Origin of the sequence: Nonomuraea bangladeshensis (assembly GCF_039529455.1) — a bacterium.
Lineage (GTDB): Bacteria > Actinomycetota > Actinomycetes > Streptosporangiales > Streptosporangiaceae > Nonomuraea > Nonomuraea bangladeshensis.
Window position 1 is genome coordinate 1 of sequence record NZ_BAAAMV010000020.1, and the last position, 16,515, is coordinate 16,515.

A 16,515-nucleotide genomic window follows, 5' to 3' on the forward strand; every position below is an offset into this window, starting at 1 on the left:
GCAAGAGATGGACCATGCGCTGGAAGGCACCGTTGAACGCCTTCCAGATCGCCTTCGAAGGCCGCCTCACCCCTGCCAACCTCTGAACACTTCAACAACCAAGATCAGCCGTTAAGTTGACACTCCCGCTCCCGGCCCCCAGAGGCCGGCGGGGGGGGTGGGGGGGTGTCAGCGGCGCCGGTGCCCGGAACGCGGAAGCGCCCCACGTGCGGGGAAGCACGTGGGGCGCTGAGAGCGCGTGTCGCTAGATGTACCTGGTCGGGTTCTTCAGAACCTCCGCCATCCCGCGACGGATGGCCGCTTCACTCTGGGCCATCACGAGGCGGAGCTTCTTGATCTCCGCGCGGGCCGCGACCTCGTAAGGACTGTTGGGCGTGGCGTTGGCCAGCTTCCGGGCGAGAGTGATGCCCATCAGGTCATGAGCGGCCGTGTGCGCGTCTGCCAACGGCTCGGCGATGCCCTCATGCCAGAAGATGGCGGCGTTGTGGACGGCCTCGCAGTGGTCACTCATCAGGAACACGGTCCGCCGGGGCTCGCCCGACGTGGAGAGGATGATCTGGCCGATGATGTTGAGTTCGGTCATGGCGAGCGCGTAAAGCTCCGCCGTTTCTTCGATCAGGCCGTTGGTCGGGGTCGTGTCGTACAGCATGGGTTCCCTTTCGGGGTTGGGTTGGTTGGGAGTGGAGCCGGGCCACGCGGGTACGTGGCCCGGCTTAGGTGCTGCTAGCTGGTCTGCTCGCCCGTCTGCTCGCCCGTCTGCTCGCCCGCCTTCTGGGCCTCGAACGCGGCCAACATGGCGCGTTGCGGGGTCACGTCAAGCCCCAGGTTCTCCGCGACCTTGATCGCAGCCACCATGTCCGCGATGGTCTTGTCCAGCAGCTCACCGGCGGCCTTCTGCTCCGCCAGCTTCCGGGCCGCTTCACGCTGGGCCGCGATGCGCTCCACGGCGTCCGGCATCACGTCCTGAACCCACTTGCGAAGGTCGGGGACGCTGACGGAAGCCGTCTGTGCGAGCGGGTGCGTGGCGTCCACCTGAAGCAGGTACATGCCGTACTGGCGGAGCGTGGTGAAGTGCTTCGCGGTCTTGCCCGATCCCCGGCTGTAGACGTAGCTCGCGGGGTAGTCGTCCACCTCGGGAACCTCGATCAGCTCCTCCGAGACAGTCACGTCCCCGGCAAGCTGCTCCATCTGGTGAAGCGCAACGAGGGTCGCGATGCTGGGACGCATCCCCCCGACGAACGACCAGAAGGAGGCGGTTCCGCGCCCGGAGCCGGTTCCCTTCGCGTTCTCGCCGCGAGTGAGCCACGCCCACACGGGAAGCAGGGCGTTCGCCTGAGCCTCAGTGAGCTTGATCTGGGGGGCGGCGGCGGTCGTGTTCTCCGACATGATCAGTCCTCCGTGTTGGTGGGGGTTGGGTTGGTTGGGATGTTGTCACGCAAGCGCTTTTGCTTGCGGGAACGCCAGTGAAGCCAGAGAGCCGCACTGGCCGAACAGAGGGCGACGGCGGCCAAGCTGCCGACCGCCAGACCCATCGGGCCACCCATTGCCGCCGGGGCAGCGGCAACGGGCACGTCGGGGACGGGAGTGTCCGGCACGCATGCGAAGCCGGGCACCGGGGGGGTCGCACATCCGGGCACGGGCGGCATGATCGCGTCGCGTCCGGGCGTGGGGTTGCCGGGCGTGGCCCCTACGGCGGAGCCCGGCAACGTGGGTAGCGGGTCCGTGGTCACGAACGACACCGACACGGACACTGACACCGATGGCGCGGGCGTGGAAATGCTCACGCTAGGGGCGGGTGTCTCGGTACGGGTCCGCGTGGGGCCCGGTGCCGTCACCGTGGCCGTGGGGCCCGATGCCGTCACCGTGGGGCCCGGTGCCGTGACCGTGACCGTAGGGCCCGGTGCCGTCACCGTGACCGTAGGCGGCGTCACAGTGATGGTCGCGGTCGTCGTGACCGTAGGGTCCGCCGTGACCGTGGGGGGCGGGTCCTCCGGCGTGGAGGCATACCCCCACGCCACGGACGGGGTTAGGAGGGTTGCGCACGTGATGGCGGCGGCGAGTGCCCCCGCTGATCTCCCGTGCGCTTCGTTCAACTTCATGCCCCTATCCTAGGGTCGTTTCGATTTCGCGTCAACCCTTGCCGGTGAGGGTTTTCCCAGGTCAGACGTTGTGGCCTGGCCAACGCCCCATTTCGTCGTGTCCGTGTTGCGTCTTGTGTCCCCGTTTCCCTTGTGTGGCCCTGATTTGCCCGTGGAGCGTTTTTGATCATGTCTTGCGTGTCATGGGACCAATCGCACGCGCTAGCGCTTCAGCTTGCGTCTGAGCGCGTCCTAGGGGGGTCCTGGTCGTGTCCGTGCGTGGGGGTCGCGTCGTGGTTGAAACCCATCAGCGACGAGGGGTTGCCTCGGCCTCGTGCGCTGCTGCACCCCGGGCAGTGACTCAGGTCTTCGGTGTGGGTCCAGCCCAGTGCAGCTGTGGCTGCGCGGGCGGCGTCGGGGTGGCGGACCTCGACGCTGATGCCGTAGGGGCAGGTGCTGGTGTCGCACCAGACGTGGTAGATGCCGGGCTGAGGAGTGGCGCTGATCATTCGTGGTCTCCGGTGGGGCGTCGGTTGATGATGCGCTTCGCGTGGTCGCGGTAGGCGGCGTACTGCTCGGGGGTGAGGCGCTGCTGCTGGGATCGGACCTTGACGACGGCGTCGCGGACGCGGAGCCGGCCGCTGGGGTCGTCTCTGGCGGCGAGCAGCGATTCGAGGGCGAGGCGGGGGCTCCAGGGGCAGCCGACGAGTTCGCCGAGGACCTGGTCGAGGTCCCAGTCTTCGCGCATCTCGACGAGGAGCGCGGCGAGGGGGCCGTACGCGGGCCGGAGGGTGGGCTGGGTCATGGGCGGGTCTCCGTGTGTTCTTCGAGGGGCCAGTCGATCTGGGGGCGGTAAGCGAGGGCGATGGCCCAGCAGGTGGGGCAGGTGCGGCCGTGGGTGCGGGTGGGGTAGGTGGCGAGGTGTTCGTTGAGGCCGCGGCGCCAGGCGGGCGGGCCGGCGGCGGCTGCCTCGAGTAGCGCGGCGAGGTCGTCGGCTGCGTCGGGCGGGGTCCAGAGCTGGTCGAGGGTGAGCTGCGTCATGGGGCTCCTTCGTGCGTGCGTGATTGCTTGCGTGAGCGTCGTGGTCCTCGGTGCGTGATCTTGCCCCCCTTCCTCCTTAGCCACGTACGGGGAGATCCATAGAAGGACATAGAGAAGGGATAGCTAGTAGGGATAGGGGCCCCCGCTTGAACGTGACCTAACTCGGGGTTTGGTTACGGTCTGAGCGTGACCTACGGGCCACGCTCAGACGTGACCTAACTCCTCCCGATTCCATGATCATCTAGGAGTTATCCACAGGCTTTCTCCGGCGGCTTTGGCCACGGTCTGAACGTGACCTAACCGGCGCCGGAGGGAGCTCCACCGACGCCGGCAACGGCGGCAGGTGGTAGTCGACCGCGTGACCCCGCCGAGCGAACACCGGCCGCCCGAGCGAGTCCGTGTCGATCTGCACCCGCACCTCGATCCCGCGCGCCGCGAGCCGCTGCAACGCGTCGCCCAGGCCCCGCGCGCCGAGCCCCGTCCGGATCTGCAACGTCTCCGTCAGCGTGATCTTCGTGCCGTCGTCTCTGCGGTCCCCGCGATGCCACAGCATGCGGCGCGACGTCTTGTTCGACCGCTCCGCAATGATCATCAGCACCAACCGGTCCGAGGCTGGCATACCCTCCGCAGCTGGCGTCCCCAGCCACGCAGCCACCTCCCCGACCAGGCTTTCGGCCACCACTCCCCCTGTCGTTCATCGTCCTTGAGGGAAGGGCGGTCATATCGGGTCACTCCGGTCTTCGAGTCCAACACCGTAACGCCAGCTCTTTCGCTGGCCTGTCCCATCTGCCATCGGCTCTCCTCCCAACTCCGTCACCGGCCCGGCCGAGGAGCCCGGCCGGTCAAGTCGTACGTCTGGCGTTTGCGAGGGTCCGACAGCACGTCGTACGCCTGCGTCACCCGCTTGAACCGCTCGGCCGCGGCCTCGTCGCCAGGGTTGACGTCCGGGTGCAGCTGCCGGGCCAGCCGCCGGTACGCCCTCTTGATGTCGTCCGGGCCCGCGGACCGCTCGACGCCGAGCACCTGGTAGAACGACTCGGCCGCCGCCGGCCTCGCCCTCGGCGGGCGCGGCGGCGTCGTCGTCCTGGTCCTCGTCGGCGGCTTGCACGTCGCTACGTGCGGCATCATCAGCTTCTCGTGCGCCGCGAGGGGCCTCTCCTGGGTGACGCGACGCGACCGCAGAACCCCGGTCACGTCGCGCCACACCGCGACATTCCCCTTCGGGTCCGGGGCGAGGTTCACCGGGAACGGCGCGCCGGCCTCGGTCCTCGTCATCCGGACCTGCTGCCCGCACGACGGCTTGACGCCGAACCCTCTGCAGATGCGGATGTCAGCCTTGGAGAACACGACGCTCCCCCTCGGCGGTCACCTCCGCCACGGCTTCAAGACGGCACTCGTGGTCGTCGTAGCAGTCGGGGCACAGCAGCCCGCCCTCGGCCGCGCAGCCCACGTGGAACTGGCAGCACGGCGTGACGCCCAGGTGCTCGTGGACGCACCCCATCAGCAGCACGATCACCGTGTCCCGGTCGCACGGCTCGTCGTCGGGCAGGTCAACGACGGCGCACGACAGCAGCTCCTCGGCGTCGCCGTCGAGCAGGTCGATGAGGGCGCCGGTCACCCTCGTCCCTCCTCTCGCGGGCCGCCCTGTTGCTCGGCCGTCACGGTCGCCTGGCACTGCGGGCACAGGCACAGCACGAGGATGACCGCGCCCATCGTCACGGCGCTCACCGCCGCCTCGCCTTCCGGGCTGGTCCGGCCGCACCGGTCGCACGTCGACCACATGGCCTCCCTGAACCGGGGGTAGAAGCATCGCAAGCACCACAGCGCGCCCATCTGCGACGCCGCGCCGAACACCGGCTGAGGGCTCTCCAGGTGCCCGCACCCACGCAGGTCCGCCAGGTACGCGGCTGCGAAGTCGTCCGCCACCTGCTGAACCCACCCGCGCGGGTCGTCCACTTTGCTACCCGAGGCGAATACGTGGGCCGCGATGCGGCCCGTGTGCGCGACCGCGGCCTCTATCTGGTCGTCTATGGGGTTGGCGCTCATACCGCCGTCTCCTCGATCACTCTCAGGCCCCGGAACTTGGCGTAGGCGGCGGTGCCGGCCGCGCCGCGCGACTCGGGGTGCAGGTGTGCCAGCATCGCCCGGCTGCCGGCGGCGGCCAGGGTCCGCTCGACGATCGCGCCGTTCCGGTAGAAGCCCGCGGACTTGTCCACCTCAGGCAGGTGCCACGGCGCGGGCAGGCACTCCGCGAGCACGCCCGGCGCTTCGACGGCCCAGTCGTAGGCGTGCATGTCGCCGCCGCTCGGGGTGCGCTTCTTCGGGTCGAACCCGACGATGAGCCGCAGCGGGCCGACCTCGCGCCTTATCCGGGTCAGGTCCGCCCACACCTTCTCCCGAGACGCCCGCCGCCACCCGGTGTAGCCGAGGGTGAACACGTCCGGCTCACACCAGACCGACACGTCCGTGAAGAAGAAGCTGGTCACCACGCTCCGGGTCTGCTGATGCGACACCCCGGCCTCGCGCAGGACGCGGTGCAGGATGCGCGCCATGTCCTGCCGCTGCTCGAAGCTGACTCTCGGCCGCTGGTCCGACGCCATCAGCCGCCACCTCCCTTTCCTCCGGTGCCGCTCTTGCCGAACCCGCCGCGCTGGATGGACTTGCCGACGCGGGTCTTGATCTGTGCGTTCGGCGGGCGGCTGGTCGTGCCGCCGCGCACGTAGCCGGTCCGGCTCGTGGCCGAGCCGCCGTACAGCCAGTGGTAGTAGGCGGCGTGGGAGCCGCCGTCGCAGAACCGGTCATCGACCACCTGGTAGGTGCCGTCCGCCTGCTGCGTCGCGATGACGCAGTCCGCGACGACCTCCTCGGGGTCGTCATCCGCGACACCCACGACGATGGTGGCGACGGCCAGGCCCAGGAGGGTCAGCATGCCCAACCCGGCAGCAACGTCGTCGATGTCCGGGCCACTGCCACGGGAGGAACGCTTACGCATCGGCGGTCACCGCCTCGAAGTGGGCGATGAACACCCTGCAGGGGTGCGTCGCGAGGAAACACCGGTAGCAGAACGTCAGCCCGTCGCGCATCTGCTGCAGGTGCCGGCCGCAGGTCCAACCGGTCCGGTCGTGGCCGTGTGCGCACCGCGCGGTCACCTTCGCCGCGGCGGGCTCGCCGCACGCCTGGCCCAGGTCGATCTCCTGCACAGCCCCGCAGGGCTGCGCGTCGGCGGCCGTCATGACGCCTCCCACGGCAGGCGCGTGGCCTCGTCAACGATGACGAGGGTGGGGCGCGCGCCCTGGAACGGCCGGCGGGTCTTCTTCGCCGCCGTGTGCGGGCCGTAGTGCCAGTAATCGCCGCAGGCGAACGCCCGCAGCTTCTTGCCCGGGTGAATCTGCCGGGCTGCGATCTTCGCGGCCTTCTTCGAGACGTACCGGACTCTGCCGCACTCGCTGCAGGGGCCGAAGTGCCTGTCGGCGTGGATCGGCTGCAGCGCCTGCTGCTGTCCCTTCACTGCGTATTCCTTCCCGCGAGCTGTTCCGCTTGCGTGTTCGGCGAGCCGTGTCGTGCCAGGCACGCCTCCAGAGCGGCCACGGTCACGCCGAGACGTTCCGCGACCAGCGCCACCCCGTCCGGCTCGTGCAGGGGCCAGCCCTCGTGCTCGGAGACGAACAGGGCGTCCTCCGCGAGCTCCGGCCCTTTCCGCGCCGGGCGGTAGCCGTCCAACGTGCCGTGCTTCTCCAGCCGCTCCGCGCACGCCGCGCAACGGAGACGGCCCGGCTTCACTGCGCGGCTGCACTCCACGAACTCGCACAGCACCGACGCCCAGTCCGGCTCGGCGTCCGGGTCGTCGATGTCGACGCCCTCCCACGCGGCCGGCGGCGCCCACCGGCGCCGCTCAGCTCGCGCCTTGGCCCTCCTGGTGTGGACGTCGGCGGGCGGGGCCTGCGTACGCAGGTCCTCGTAAACGGCGCTGATCTCATGCGCGAGGGTTGCCGTGACGTACCGCTCGTTCATGACGCGGGTGATGTTGGTCCAGGTGTCGCCGCGCCGCGACGCCACGCGGCGGCCGACCTCCTTGACCGTCCAGCCCATCACCGCGAGCGCCTGGAGGCGGCGGCGCGCCCCGATCGAGTCGATCCAGATCGCGCCGATGGAGGGGGTCACCGCGAGAAGCTTCCGCTCGGTGGCCGGCATGACGGTTTCCTGGCCATGCAGGATCATCCAGACTGCCTTGTAGGTCACGCTGGATGCCTGCGCGATGCCCATGATGCTCATGGTGCGGCGCAGCACCAGCAGGTGCTGGCGGACGCGAGTGGCGTCCACGCGCGTCTTGATGCCGATCCGGTGCGCTTTCCGCTGCCGGGTCGCCGCTTTCACGCGGCGGGCCTGCTCAACTGCCATCGACACCGCCCCCCGGGGCAGGCCGGGTGTCGATGTCCTCGATCCACGCGAAGATGACGGCGGCGGCCTTAACGAGACGCTGACGCGCGACGGGCAGCTCGTCAGCGGCCATCGCCGCGTACACCTGCTCCAGCAGGATCGACTGCCAGGACTTCGTGGCGGGGTCGGCGTTGATCAGCCGCTCGATGTCGGCGAGCCGCGCGTGATAGTCGAAGTCGGCCTGGTCGAAGCTGATGCGGTGGCGGTGCTGCTGCTGGCCGTACTTGCGGTGCTGGCGCATCCGCTCCTCCAGGACCTCCCGCGTGAGGGCGGCCCGCACGCGGGCGTTGGCCAGGAAGTCGCCGGGCTTCACCATCACACGCCTCCGGTGGACGCCACGGCCAGGCCGAGCGCCATCGCGCGGGCGCTGGCCAGGTCCGCCGCGGTGACGCCGTAACCCTCGACGACCGTCACGACGCCCTCGCTGACCACGACCTGGTGGCGGGGCAGCTGCGGCGTCTTCTTCTTGTGCTTGATGACCCGCTTGCCGTCGATCCGGCGGGGCTTCTTCTTCTTGCGACCGTACGGGGGGAACTGCTCGTCCATGGAGCCGCTCATGCGGTTGATCCTTCCGTGAGGTTCTTCTTCCGGGCCTGGTAGGCGGCCCGCTTGCGTTCTACGCGTTCCTGGTAGGCGGCCCGCTGCCGCGCGTTCTCGCAGGTCTTGCACTTCGACGACCGGCCGCCCTTGCCGCGTTTCCGGGCGTAGAAGTCCGGCAGCGGTTTGGTTTCGTGGCACTGCGAGCATTCGCGGGGAGCGTCAGCCAGCCCCCCGGCCAGGTGTTCGGCTCGGGTCAGCCCGGCCACGACGAGGTCGGGCAGCTCGTCCTTCCGTTTGCCTGCAGCGTCAGCGGCGCAACGGTGCAGGGCGGGGCAGCCCGCGCACACCTTCCGCTGCCGCTCGACGTCGAGGGGGTGTTTGGACGCCCACAGCTTGCCGAGGGGGCCGCACGCGGCGTCTCGATGCCAGGACGGCAGCGAGCCGATCGCAGAGGAGAGCGTCACTCCCCGTCCTGGGGCTCGGTGGCGCGCAGGGTGCCGTACGCCTGTGCGCGCCGCTCGTACCGGCGCATCCGGAGGCTGCTGCGCGCCTCCTGGACGACGCCGCCGCCGATCCACAGCGCGGCGAAAGCCCAGACGATCGCACCGGCCGGGATGACGATGTGGCCGATCAGCGGCCACACGTACGCCAGCACCCACAGGGCGACCGCGAGGACCGCCCACGAGCCGATGGCCAGAAACTCTCTCACTGCTGTCTCCAATCACATCCATGGGGGTGAGGGGATGCGCAGACCAGGCCCCCGCCGTGGTCTGCGCATCCCCTCCGGCTGTTACGGGTGGCTGACCTGCAGATATCCGGGTGGGGCCGGGGTGCTCTGCTGGACCGCGCGGTTGTCCTCGGCGGTCAGGATCCAGACGAGGAGGGCGAAGGCGGCGAGGCCGAGCATCATGCCGAGGACGACGTAGATCAGCGGTCTCATCGCGCGTCGTCTCCTGCGGTGCCGGCCGCGCTGTGGGAGCCGCGGACCTGGTCGAGCGTCCACGTGCCGATCAGCTTGGTCGACTCCAGCTCGCCGCAGCCGTCGCACTTCTGGAGCACGGCGGTCGCCTGCGGCGCGAATGACGCCGCCTTTATGTCCGAGACGGCCACCGGCGTCCACCTGCACTGGTGGGGGCGGCGCTGCGCGCTGGACGCGAGGTAGCTGAACACGGCGAGCCCACCAAGAACGGCGATCACGCCGCCGACGATGAACGCCGCGCCGGGGCCGGTCACAGCGCAACTCCCACCCTGCCGCTGTCGGCCAGAGCGGCGGGGCCGCCCTCCTGGTCTCCCAGGAGAGCGGCCACCACCTCGACGGTGAGGTACGCCCGGCGCGGCTCGATCGCCTGCTGCAGGGCGGTGATCGTCGGCAGTTCGACGTCGAGCTGCCCGACCTGCCACACGATCGTGTCGTGCGGGTCGCGGGCGTACGCGGTGAACGTGCCGCGCTGGGCGTCCCAGGCCGCGTAGACGCGCAGCCCGCCCCACCCTCGGAACGTGCGGTACTGCATCAGCCCTTCGACCCCGCCTGCGTCTGCTGGATCAGGCCGAGGAAGCCCTGACCGGGGGTGAACTTCGGCTTCCACCGGTCCGGCACGGCGACCTCGTCGCCGGTGCGGGGGTTCCGCGCCGTGTGGGCCTCCTTGTGGACCAGGGCGAAGCTGCCGAAGTTGGTGAACGTGACCTTGTTGCCCTCGGCCACCAGCTGCTGGATCGCGTACAGGGTCGCCGTGACGGCCTTCTTCGCGGTCTTCTCGTCGAGGTCGGTCGCGTTCGCGACGAGGGCGGCGACGTCGCTGAGGTTGCGGTTCTCGCTCATGTGTCCTTCTTCCGATCGTGGTTGTGCGGGGGTCAGTGGGTCGGCGTGGCGGTCGGAGCTGCCGGAGCCGCTAGGGGCCGGGTGGGCGGCGGGGTGAAGGCGGCCGAGCTCGGCATGGGGGCGCGGCCGTCGTCGTGGACGACCTGCAGGGGGAGCGGTTCGACCGAGGCGTTGACGATGGCGATGCCGTGGCCCGCGCAGTCCGGGCAGCCCTTCCCCTGGCAGCCGGGGCAGGGCGGGTTGTCGAGGTGGTGGCAGGGGGCGTCGGCGCGGTGCGCGGTGTTCGGCGCGGCTGGCTCGCCGCACCTGCACGGCGTCGGCGCGGCCGGGGCTTGGGCGGGCGGTGCGGGGATGTGGGTGCGAGCGGCGGCCAGGCGCAGCTGCTCCGCCTGGTTCTCCAGCCACGCGATGCGGGCCATCGAGTCGCGGTAGGCGTGCTCGGCGGCCTCGGCGATCTTCTTGTAGAGGACGACGTTCTCCTTGAGCGCGCCCAGGTCGGTCGTCGGCGTCGGCAGCCGGTACGCGCCGATGGACAGCGCTGCCTCGTGCTCGTATCGGACGTAGCCGATGCGGGAGGTGTCGAGGTGTTCGGACTCCACGTAGAGGGGTCGCATGGTTCGGTTCTCCTTGAGGGTTGGGGCCCCGGCCCTGGGTGCGGGCCGGGGCGAAGAGGGTCAGTTCGTGGGCTGCTCGGCGCGGGCGCCCTGGATTTGGGCGATCATCGCGTCGTAGGTGGCGATGTCACCGCCTGCGGCTTCCAGGACGTCGATGGCGTCCTGGATCTGCTGCGGGGTGGGCGGGGCAGCCGCGGTGACGTTGGAACCGGTGATGATGCTGATGTCCCGCAGGATGTCCTCCCGGTCCTTGATGCCGAGGGCGCCGAACAGCGCCAGCAGGTGGGTGCGGCGCGCGGCCGGGTCCTGCTGCTGGGGCTGCGGGGCGTCGGCCTGCTTCGGCTTGCTCGGGTGGGTGACCGGCATGGCCTTGAGCCGCGCCATCACCAGGTCAGCTTCGCTCTCGGTGAGATCCGCGGTGGACTCGACGGGCCGTTTGACCGTCTCGGTCAGCCATGCCGCCTTGGCCGCCTTGTTCGCCGCGGTGCTGCCCTTGCCGGTGGCGGAGGCGATGCCGCGCTCACCGATCATGATGTTCATCCGGGTCAGGCGTTCCTTCGCCACCGGAGGGTCGTCGACCACCTCGGCGTCCACGATCTCGTCGTCCGGCGGCATCGGCATGTCTTCCGCGCTGCGGCCGGCGGGGGCCTGCGTGGGCGGGGCCTGCTCGGCGGCCGGAGGCTCGTCGGGCTGGATGTGCTTGAGGAACGCCTTCAGCTCGTCGGCCGTGGCGTCCTCGATGCGGCGGCCTCGGGAGAAGTCCGCGAACGCGCGGTGCAGCGCCTCCATGTCTCCGCCCTCCCAGGCGGTGACGACGTCCTTCCACACCTTGGCGAGCAGGTCGATCTCCTTGGCGCGCTTGGCCGCTTCCGCCTCGATCTCCGCGCCCCTGGCCATCCACTCTTCGCGGTCGGCCTTGGCCAGTTTCCACAGTTTGACCACGGTGTCGCGGGTCTGCGCGGCGCGGATGGCCGCGATGTAGTCCGTCTTCTCGGGCTGGCCAGCCTCGATCGCCAGCCGATCCTCCGACGCTCCGGCACCGAGCTCGGCGTGCTCGGGTGCGGCGGCCATGATGCGCGCCGCCGCCTCCTGGGCGGCCATGCCGCGCATCGCGATCTCGACCTTGGTGTAGAGCTTGAGCTTGCCCTTCTCTCGGGTCTTGCCAGGGACGAGCCACAACCTGACCGGTACGGCGACCTTGGTACCGAACATGGCCTGGATGACGTCGACGAAGCCGGGCAGCTCCGCGCCAGCGTTCGCGCCTTTGGTCTCCAGCAGCCACACGCCGATGTCCCGCACCTCCGGGAGCCAGATGTTCAGGCGGGTGTGCAACTTGCACGCCTGCTGCGGCGGCGCGCTCTCCCAGAACCGCGGCCCCCACTGCGCCTTGCAGATGCAGGGACGGCCGCCCAGGTTCTCGACGGTCTCGCCGTTGCAGCGGGCCTGCTTGCCGCCGCGTGACCACTTCTCGTACGCCTGGTCCAGCGGGTCCCGGTGCGGCGGGATGATCGCGTCGAGGGACGTCAGTTCCTCGTTCATCAGCCGCCACTGCATGCCGCCGTCGCCCTGCGGCTTCCACTGCTCGACCTTGCCGCCGTAGATGTCGGCCAGTTCCCGGATGAAGTGCTCGAACTCCGAGGTGGGGATGAAGAACTCGCTGGCCTTCGGTCGGCCTTCGAACGTGCCGAGGCGGATCCGGCCGATCGTGCGGAGCCGGTGCTGCCGGTCGATGATGCGCCCGCCCATCAGGCTGCCTCCTCCGTGCTCTGGGTGTTGTCGGTGCCGTCGTCGAGGGTCAGCGGCTCGCCGATGACGCTCTTGGACAGGCCGGTGTGGAACTCCGCGACGCGGCGGATGGTCTGGAAGATCGCGTACATGTCGTCGCCGCAGCGGGCCGGGTAGAGGTTGTAGCCCTCCGGCCTCAAGTGCAAGATCACGCCCACGTCGTGCCGGGGCGGCAGCTCGATGCGTTCGCCGTCGCGTTCCCACCCCCAGGGCGCCTTGCGGTAGGCGCTCATCTGCAGGCCGGCCTCCGGGTAGACGCCGTGGACGTGGCCGCTGTAGGTAGTCCCGTTCAGGGTGCCGCCCGTCTTGGTGTCACCTGGGAAGATCGTGTCCGGCGGGACGCCGAGCTTCTTCGCGAGCGGCCGGGACCGGAAGAGGTAGTCCAGGGTGCCCGCGTACTGGTCTTCGTAGTGGGCGACGACCATCTCCGACGCCTCGAAGTCGATCTCCCAGTCGGCGACCCACCGGTTGAAGTGGACGATGTACGGCTTCAGGTCCTCGTTGGCCAGCAGCCGCACCGGGGCGGGCTCTCCGAGGATCTTGCATTCGATCAGCTTGTGGACCGCGCTGCCGACGTCGGCCCGCTCGTCCTTGCGCCGGTCCGGCTCGCCCTTGAGCCACTTGATCATCTCGGCCTTGCCCTCTTCAGTACGGGCGGCGTCGAGCAGCTGGAACACGTTGTCCATCGCGGTCTCGGCGACGACCTTGGCGGCCCAGTAGATGAGCCCTTCGTGCGCCGAGCCCTGGTTGAGAATGGTGGTGACCGACCGCAGCATCACCCCGGTCACGGGGTCCTTGTAGAACCCGGACTTGCTGCGGTGCGGGATGCGGGCGGTGAGGATCGGCGCGCCGCTGCCGGTGCACGGCAGGACGTCGCCCTTGTTGGTCTTGTGCTTGCGCATCCGGCCGTTCTTGTTGACCTTCTGCAGCTTGCCCGTCTTCTTGCACTCGCCGGGGCAGGGGTAAACCTCGGGGAACACCTGCTCGGCTGCGTCCTGCCAGTCGTTGGCGTCCTCGTCGGCCAGGCCCTCGGCCAGCTCTTGTGCGGCGGCTGCGGCGAGTCGGGTCACTTGCTGGTCTCCATCTCGTGCATGGCCTGTGCGTACTTCTGTGCCTGCGGGCTGCCGGGGCACGGCGTCGTGTGGGGCTCGCCCGCAATCGCGACGGCCGCGAGGCCGATCAGGTCGTCGGCGTGCAGCTTCGCTGCGGTGGCCGGGTGGCCCTCGATGCGGAGCGCGTTGACGAGCGCCGTACGCAGCGGCTCGAACGCGGAGCAGCCGAGGTGCCACGCGGCTTCGATCGCCGCTGCGGCGTGCTTCCGGTCGAACTGCAGGTCAGAGCCCTCACGCCTACCGGCAGCAATAGTGCTTGCGTGATGCGACATGGTCGTGTCGGTCTCCTCCGTGGTGCCTGGGTTGGTTGGTTACGCGACGGCTTGGGTGGGCCGTCTGCGGTGGGGGTGCGTGTCGGCGCCGATCTGGTTGAGCTTGGCTTCGGCGGCGGCGATGCGCTCGTTGAGGTCGGCCAGCTTGAGCATGGCGGCCTCGATGGCCTGTTGGGTCTCGGCGAGCTGCTGTTCGGCGGCCGTGAGCTTCCGGGGGATGAAGCTCTCCAGCAGGTAGTCGACCAGCACGGCGCGAGGGATGCGATAGCCGCGCTTGCCGGTGCGGACGTAGCTGAGCCTGTTGTCCTTCAGGGCGTAGAGGACGGCCCGGTCGGTGACGCCGAGGACATCCGCGACCTGCCCGACGTCGAGCATCTGCACGTCTTCCGGTACGACGGCGTCGATGAGGTCGCCGACGATCTGCTCCGGCGTCGTTGCCGTGTCTGTGCTGGTCATTGGCACCTCCCGTGTGGTTTGTGATCTTCGTTCCGAAGATCAACGGATCTCGTAAGCGACATTACCCTGTTGTTCGCGAAAAGCAAGTCGCTTCGCGAAGTGTCGCGAAGCGACGCGAAGTTACGGAACGTAACGGAAATCTCGCGAAGTACCGGCACGGTCGCGCACCAACTGATACGGTGATCGCGTACCGAAAGAACTGAAGATCAGTGCAAGAACCGAAGGAGGCGGTTACCGTGCCGCAGCCGTCACCGCATGACGACACCCACCTCCCACCCGACGCCGCCCTCATCCATCGGCTACGCACCGACCGAGGCATGGAAAGCCCACTGAGTGTCGCCAAGTGCGCCGAGATGCTGGGCCACTACACCAGCACGCCCTTCAGCGACCGCACCTGGTCCGCCTATGAGCAGGGGAAACGAGCCATCCCTGACCGGGAGTACGTCCTCATGGCCCTCGTCGTCGGAGCCACCCCGGAGGACGTCAAGGCGGTCGGCCGGGAGAAGGCCGGCGACCTCCTGCGCCAGGAACTCGACAAGCGCAAAGGTCCTCGATCGAGCGGCGCGTCCGCGCGGACGGCCGAGCGGGTGGAGGCCGCTATCGCCCGCATACATGAACTGCCGTTCAGCGACAACACGAAGGAGGAGATGGTCGCGGTGCTCCTCCGCCAGGTGGATGCCTTGCTGGATTTGCACACTAAGCAGATCGACATCATGCGGCACGAGGCGCCGCCGCAGCCTTAAGCCTGCTGAACGTCGTTATATTACGGACACCGAAAACGCAGGAAATCCGGATGGATGAACTGTAAACCAAACCTATGAGGTGTGCGTCTTAGCGCGCCACGCAGGTACTATGCCGCTCTGGCCCGGATGGCGCATGCCTGCATGGCCGACATTGGCCATGACAGATTTCGGTCACGAATCCCCCTAGACGAACGGCATTTCAAAGCTTTACAACATATGTCCTGTCGTTCCCGCAATCGCCGCGAGCACACGGTTCATCGCGTTTGGAACGTTCAGACCAACCTTCGTCTAGGAGTGACTTCATATGCGAATGCCCTCGTTCACCCGCCTGCGCCTGCCCGCCGCCGCCCTCACCATGGCGTTACTCCTGACTGGGGCCGCGGCCGCCCACGCCGACACCCCGGCCGACAGCCCGGACGCCACTCCCGGCATCACCACCACCGAGACCGAATCCACCCAGACGGTCACCCACCCCGACGGCAGCAAAGTGATCACGAAGACCAGCACCACCACCACCGTCACCGTCGTGCCGGCACCGAACCCCAACGAGGCCCCGCCGGCCCTGCCCAACAGCACCACAGGCGGCATGTAGCAGAACGGCGCCCAACCAACCCAGCGAGGACGGTTCGATAGCGGATCGCCTCAAACCGCGTCAGACCTATAGGACCACCCGTGCCATTGAGTGGCGACGACAGCAACGAGCTGCGTCTGTACAAATATCTGATCGACAACGGACCCACCCCAGCAGAGAACCTGCTCCACGTCGTGCCGGACCCAGAGCACACACTGGACTGGCTGCGCGACCACGGCTTCGTGGTAGGCGACCCGCCGCGCGCTCGTCGCCCCCGCCGCGCTTTCATCCCGGCCGTCTCCCGAGCGGCCTACACCCTGGACCGGCTGCAAACCCTCATGCTGGACCTGGAGCATCGCTACGAAGACAGCCCGCACTACCGGAGCGCCGGCGAGCCTGTGGCCCAGCTGACCAGCAGAGAAGAAGTCACCAGCGTCTTCGACCTGCTGCAGAACACCGTCAGGCACGACTGGATGCAGCTCATCACGGGGCCGTTCCTCCCTCTCGCGCCGCCTCCCCCGCCTCCCTCACCCGATCGGAGCCTCACCACCACCGGCGGTCCCGCCTGCCGCCGGCGAGTGGTGTACGAGAAGGAGGTAATGTCCAACCCGGCCGTGATGGAGGGCCTGCGCGCCACCCTCCGCTGGGGAGGGGCGCAGATCCGGTTCACCGACCGGCTGCCGACGAAACTGCTCATCGTTGACAACGCTGTCGCGTTGACACCGGTCGAGGAACGCGGCGGCCTCCCCATGATGATGATCGAGTCTCCGCCGCTCGTCGCCGGGCAGGTCGCCCGCTTCGAGGAGGAATGGGACAAGGCCATCCCGTACAACGTCGACATCTCCAGCGCCCCCTCCGACCTGGACCCGCAGGACCGCAAGATCCTGCAGCAGGTCGTCGCCGGCGAGACCGACGCAAAGATCGCACGCATCTGCGAGTCGTCGCCGCGGACCGTGGGCCGCCGCATCGCGCGGATGCGTCGCCTGGCTGGCGTCTCCACGCGCGGCCAGCTCATCCACTACGCAACGAAGCACTGGCTGTAGCCAG

General features: G+C 68.9%; 28 protein-coding genes and 1 pseudogene. 3 read left to right on the plus strand and 26 right to left on the minus strand.

Going from position 1 to position 16,515, the window contains the following annotated elements; translation table 11 throughout:
* Positions 1 to 244: 244 nt before the first annotated feature.
* The 26 genes and pseudogenes from ABD292_RS45025 to ABD292_RS45150 form a co-directional block, all read right to left on the minus strand.
* Positions 245 to 649 carry a hypothetical protein gene (locus tag ABD292_RS45025; RefSeq protein ID WP_344218856.1) on the minus strand — a complete coding sequence of 135 codons (405 nt, stop codon included), beginning with the start codon at positions 647 to 649 and terminating at the stop codon, positions 245 to 247.
* A 74-nt stretch (positions 650 to 723) separates the two neighbouring features.
* Positions 724 to 1,386 carry a hypothetical protein gene (locus ABD292_RS45030; protein ID WP_344218858.1) on the minus strand — a complete coding sequence of 221 codons (663 nt, stop codon included), beginning with the start codon at positions 1,384 to 1,386 and terminating at the stop codon, positions 724 to 726.
* A 1,197-nt stretch (positions 1,387 to 2,583) separates the two neighbouring features.
* Complete coding sequence (locus tag ABD292_RS45035) at positions 2,584 to 2,883, minus strand: hypothetical protein (RefSeq protein ID WP_344218860.1); 300 nt, start codon at positions 2,881 to 2,883, stop codon at positions 2,584 to 2,586.
* Positions 2,880 to 3,119: a hypothetical protein gene (locus tag ABD292_RS45040; RefSeq protein WP_344218862.1), complete on the minus strand. Its 240-nt coding sequence runs from the start codon at positions 3,117 to 3,119 to the stop codon at positions 2,880 to 2,882. Before ABD292_RS45040 ends, ABD292_RS45035 begins: the two co-directional genes overlap by 4 nt.
* Before the next feature lie 241 nt (positions 3,120 to 3,360).
* Positions 3,361 to 3,798: a hypothetical protein gene (locus ABD292_RS45045; protein WP_344218864.1), complete on the minus strand. Its 438-nt coding sequence runs from the start codon at positions 3,796 to 3,798 to the stop codon at positions 3,361 to 3,363.
* A gap of 140 nt (positions 3,799 to 3,938) precedes the next feature.
* Positions 3,939 to 4,142: pseudogene (locus ABD292_RS45050) on the minus strand (J domain-containing protein); the annotation flags it as partial.
* 307 nt (positions 4,143 to 4,449) lie between these two features.
* Positions 4,450 to 4,737 (minus strand): hypothetical protein, encoded by a 288-nt coding sequence (locus ABD292_RS45055; protein ID WP_344218866.1) that lies wholly within the window; start codon positions 4,735 to 4,737, stop codon positions 4,450 to 4,452.
* Positions 4,734 to 5,165 (minus strand): hypothetical protein, encoded by a 432-nt coding sequence (locus ABD292_RS45060; protein WP_344218868.1) that lies wholly within the window; start codon positions 5,163 to 5,165, stop codon positions 4,734 to 4,736. The genes ABD292_RS45055 and ABD292_RS45060 overlap by 4 nt, the downstream gene beginning before the upstream one ends.
* Positions 5,162 to 5,719, minus strand: coding sequence for a hypothetical protein (locus ABD292_RS45065; RefSeq protein WP_344218870.1), 558 nt, complete (start codon positions 5,717 to 5,719; stop codon positions 5,162 to 5,164). The genes ABD292_RS45060 and ABD292_RS45065 overlap by 4 nt, the downstream gene beginning before the upstream one ends.
* Entirely contained in the window at positions 5,719 to 6,048 is a 330-nt protein-coding gene (locus tag ABD292_RS45070; RefSeq protein WP_344218872.1) for a hypothetical protein, read from the minus strand. Before ABD292_RS45070 ends, ABD292_RS45065 begins: the two co-directional genes overlap by 1 nt.
* Positions 6,049 to 6,103: 55 nt before the next feature.
* Positions 6,104 to 6,352 (minus strand): hypothetical protein, encoded by a 249-nt coding sequence (locus tag ABD292_RS45075; RefSeq protein WP_344218874.1) that lies wholly within the window; start codon positions 6,350 to 6,352, stop codon positions 6,104 to 6,106.
* Positions 6,349 to 6,627, minus strand: coding sequence for a hypothetical protein (locus ABD292_RS45080; RefSeq protein ID WP_344218876.1), 279 nt, complete (start codon positions 6,625 to 6,627; stop codon positions 6,349 to 6,351). The genes ABD292_RS45075 and ABD292_RS45080 overlap by 4 nt, the downstream gene beginning before the upstream one ends.
* On the minus strand, positions 6,624 to 7,517 hold the full coding sequence (locus tag ABD292_RS45085; protein WP_344218878.1) for a hypothetical protein: 894 nt from the start codon (positions 7,515 to 7,517) through the stop codon (positions 6,624 to 6,626). The genes ABD292_RS45080 and ABD292_RS45085 overlap by 4 nt, the downstream gene beginning before the upstream one ends.
* A complete protein-coding gene (locus ABD292_RS45090; RefSeq protein ID WP_344218880.1) occupies positions 7,507 to 7,872 on the minus strand; it encodes a hypothetical protein in 366 nt (121 codons plus the stop codon). Before ABD292_RS45090 ends, ABD292_RS45085 begins: the two co-directional genes overlap by 11 nt.
* The gene (locus ABD292_RS45095; protein WP_344218882.1) at positions 7,872 to 8,114 is read right to left on the minus strand and encodes a hypothetical protein; all 243 of its coding nucleotides are present in this window, start codon (positions 8,112 to 8,114) and stop codon (positions 7,872 to 7,874) included. The genes ABD292_RS45090 and ABD292_RS45095 overlap by 1 nt, the downstream gene beginning before the upstream one ends.
* On the minus strand, positions 8,111 to 8,560 hold the full coding sequence (locus tag ABD292_RS45100) for a hypothetical protein (protein WP_344218884.1): 450 nt from the start codon (positions 8,558 to 8,560) through the stop codon (positions 8,111 to 8,113). The genes ABD292_RS45095 and ABD292_RS45100 overlap by 4 nt, the downstream gene beginning before the upstream one ends.
* Positions 8,557 to 8,805, minus strand: coding sequence for a hypothetical protein (locus ABD292_RS45105; RefSeq protein WP_344218886.1), 249 nt, complete (start codon positions 8,803 to 8,805; stop codon positions 8,557 to 8,559). Before ABD292_RS45105 ends, ABD292_RS45100 begins: the two co-directional genes overlap by 4 nt.
* A gap of 81 nt (positions 8,806 to 8,886) precedes the next feature.
* Positions 8,887 to 9,036: a hypothetical protein gene (locus ABD292_RS45110; RefSeq protein ID WP_344218888.1), complete on the minus strand. Its 150-nt coding sequence runs from the start codon at positions 9,034 to 9,036 to the stop codon at positions 8,887 to 8,889.
* Entirely contained in the window at positions 9,033 to 9,329 is a 297-nt protein-coding gene (locus tag ABD292_RS45115; RefSeq protein WP_344218890.1) for a hypothetical protein, read from the minus strand. Before ABD292_RS45115 ends, ABD292_RS45110 begins: the two co-directional genes overlap by 4 nt.
* Positions 9,326 to 9,607 (minus strand): hypothetical protein, encoded by a 282-nt coding sequence (locus tag ABD292_RS45120; protein WP_344218892.1) that lies wholly within the window; start codon positions 9,605 to 9,607, stop codon positions 9,326 to 9,328. Before ABD292_RS45120 ends, ABD292_RS45115 begins: the two co-directional genes overlap by 4 nt.
* Entirely contained in the window at positions 9,607 to 9,915 is a 309-nt protein-coding gene (locus ABD292_RS45125; protein ID WP_344218894.1) for an HU family DNA-binding protein, read from the minus strand. Before ABD292_RS45125 ends, ABD292_RS45120 begins: the two co-directional genes overlap by 1 nt.
* 32 nt (positions 9,916 to 9,947) lie before the next feature.
* Positions 9,948 to 10,529, minus strand: a complete 582-nt coding sequence (locus ABD292_RS45130) for a hypothetical protein (RefSeq protein ID WP_344218896.1) — start codon at positions 10,527 to 10,529, stop codon at positions 9,948 to 9,950.
* 60 nt (positions 10,530 to 10,589) lie between these two features.
* Positions 10,590 to 12,275: a recombination directionality factor gene (locus tag ABD292_RS45135; RefSeq protein ID WP_344218898.1), complete on the minus strand. Its 1,686-nt coding sequence runs from the start codon at positions 12,273 to 12,275 to the stop codon at positions 10,590 to 10,592.
* On the minus strand, positions 12,275 to 13,384 hold the full coding sequence (locus tag ABD292_RS45140) for a hypothetical protein (RefSeq protein WP_344218900.1): 1,110 nt from the start codon (positions 13,382 to 13,384) through the stop codon (positions 12,275 to 12,277). Before ABD292_RS45140 ends, ABD292_RS45135 begins: the two co-directional genes overlap by 1 nt.
* A complete protein-coding gene (locus tag ABD292_RS45145) occupies positions 13,381 to 13,698 on the minus strand; it encodes a hypothetical protein (protein ID WP_344218902.1) in 318 nt (105 codons plus the stop codon). The genes ABD292_RS45140 and ABD292_RS45145 overlap by 4 nt, the downstream gene beginning before the upstream one ends.
* 39 nt (positions 13,699 to 13,737) lie before the next feature.
* A complete protein-coding gene (locus ABD292_RS45150; protein ID WP_344218904.1) occupies positions 13,738 to 14,154 on the minus strand; it encodes an excisionase family DNA-binding protein in 417 nt (138 codons plus the stop codon).
* Positions 14,155 to 14,390: 236 nt separating this feature from the next.
* On the opposite strand from ABD292_RS45150, the gene ABD292_RS45155 reads away from it, so the two are divergent.
* The 3 genes from ABD292_RS45155 (at position 14,391) to ABD292_RS45165 (ending at position 16,511) form a co-directional block, all read left to right on the plus strand.
* On the plus strand, positions 14,391 to 14,897 hold the full coding sequence (locus ABD292_RS45155) for a hypothetical protein (RefSeq protein WP_344218906.1): 507 nt from the start codon (positions 14,391 to 14,393) through the stop codon (positions 14,895 to 14,897).
* 304 nt (positions 14,898 to 15,201) lie between these two features.
* Positions 15,202 to 15,489 (plus strand): hypothetical protein, encoded by a 288-nt coding sequence (locus ABD292_RS45160; RefSeq protein WP_344218908.1) that lies wholly within the window; start codon positions 15,202 to 15,204, stop codon positions 15,487 to 15,489.
* Positions 15,490 to 15,569: 80 nt separating this feature from the next.
* A complete protein-coding gene (locus ABD292_RS45165; protein ID WP_344218910.1) occupies positions 15,570 to 16,511 on the plus strand; it encodes a helix-turn-helix transcriptional regulator in 942 nt (313 codons plus the stop codon).
* The last annotated feature ends 4 nt before the right edge of the window (positions 16,512 to 16,515 follow it).

Bases quoted from the DNA above. Each gene is read 5' to 3' on its own strand.
- ABD292_RS45025 (WP_344218856.1), bottom strand. From the start codon at position 649: ATGCTGTACGACACGACCCCGACCAACGGCCTGATCGAAGAAACGGCG.
- ABD292_RS45030 (WP_344218858.1), bottom strand. From the start codon at position 1,386: ATGTCGGAGAACACGACCGCCGCCGCCCCCCAGATCAAGCTCACTGAG.
- ABD292_RS45035 (WP_344218860.1), bottom strand. From the start codon at position 2,883: ATGACCCAGCCCACCCTCCGGCCCGCGTACGGCCCCCTCGCCGCGCTC.
- ABD292_RS45040 (WP_344218862.1), bottom strand. From the start codon at position 3,119: ATGACGCAGCTCACCCTCGACCAGCTCTGGACCCCGCCCGACGCAGCC.
- ABD292_RS45060 (WP_344218868.1), bottom strand. From the start codon at position 5,165: ATGAGCGCCAACCCCATAGACGACCAGATAGAGGCCGCGGTCGCGCAC.
- ABD292_RS45065 (WP_344218870.1), bottom strand. From the start codon at position 5,719: ATGGCGTCGGACCAGCGGCCGAGAGTCAGCTTCGAGCAGCGGCAGGAC.
- ABD292_RS45070 (WP_344218872.1), bottom strand. From the start codon at position 6,048: ATGCTGACCCTCCTGGGCCTGGCCGTCGCCACCATCGTCGTGGGTGTC.
- ABD292_RS45075 (WP_344218874.1), bottom strand. From the start codon at position 6,352: ATGACGGCCGCCGACGCGCAGCCCTGCGGGGCTGTGCAGGAGATCGAC.
- ABD292_RS45085 (WP_344218878.1), bottom strand. From the start codon at position 7,517: ATGGCAGTTGAGCAGGCCCGCCGCGTGAAAGCGGCGACCCGGCAGCGG.
- ABD292_RS45090 (WP_344218880.1), bottom strand. From the start codon at position 7,872: ATGGTGAAGCCCGGCGACTTCCTGGCCAACGCCCGCGTGCGGGCCGCC.
- ABD292_RS45095 (WP_344218882.1), bottom strand. From the start codon at position 8,114: ATGAGCGGCTCCATGGACGAGCAGTTCCCCCCGTACGGTCGCAAGAAG.
- ABD292_RS45110 (WP_344218888.1), bottom strand. From the start codon at position 9,036: ATGAGACCGCTGATCTACGTCGTCCTCGGCATGATGCTCGGCCTCGCC.
- ABD292_RS45120 (WP_344218892.1), bottom strand. From the start codon at position 9,607: ATGCAGTACCGCACGTTCCGAGGGTGGGGCGGGCTGCGCGTCTACGCG.
- ABD292_RS45125 (WP_344218894.1), bottom strand. From the start codon at position 9,915: ATGAGCGAGAACCGCAACCTCAGCGACGTCGCCGCCCTCGTCGCGAAC.
- ABD292_RS45130 (WP_344218896.1), bottom strand. From the start codon at position 10,529: ATGCGACCCCTCTACGTGGAGTCCGAACACCTCGACACCTCCCGCATC.
- ABD292_RS45135 (WP_344218898.1), bottom strand. From the start codon at position 12,275: ATGGGCGGGCGCATCATCGACCGGCAGCACCGGCTCCGCACGATCGGC.
- ABD292_RS45145 (WP_344218902.1), bottom strand. From the start codon at position 13,698: ATGTCGCATCACGCAAGCACTATTGCTGCCGGTAGGCGTGAGGGCTCT.
- ABD292_RS45150 (WP_344218904.1), bottom strand. From the start codon at position 14,154: ATGACCAGCACAGACACGGCAACGACGCCGGAGCAGATCGTCGGCGAC.
- ABD292_RS45160 (WP_344218908.1), top strand. From the start codon at position 15,202: ATGCGAATGCCCTCGTTCACCCGCCTGCGCCTGCCCGCCGCCGCCCTC.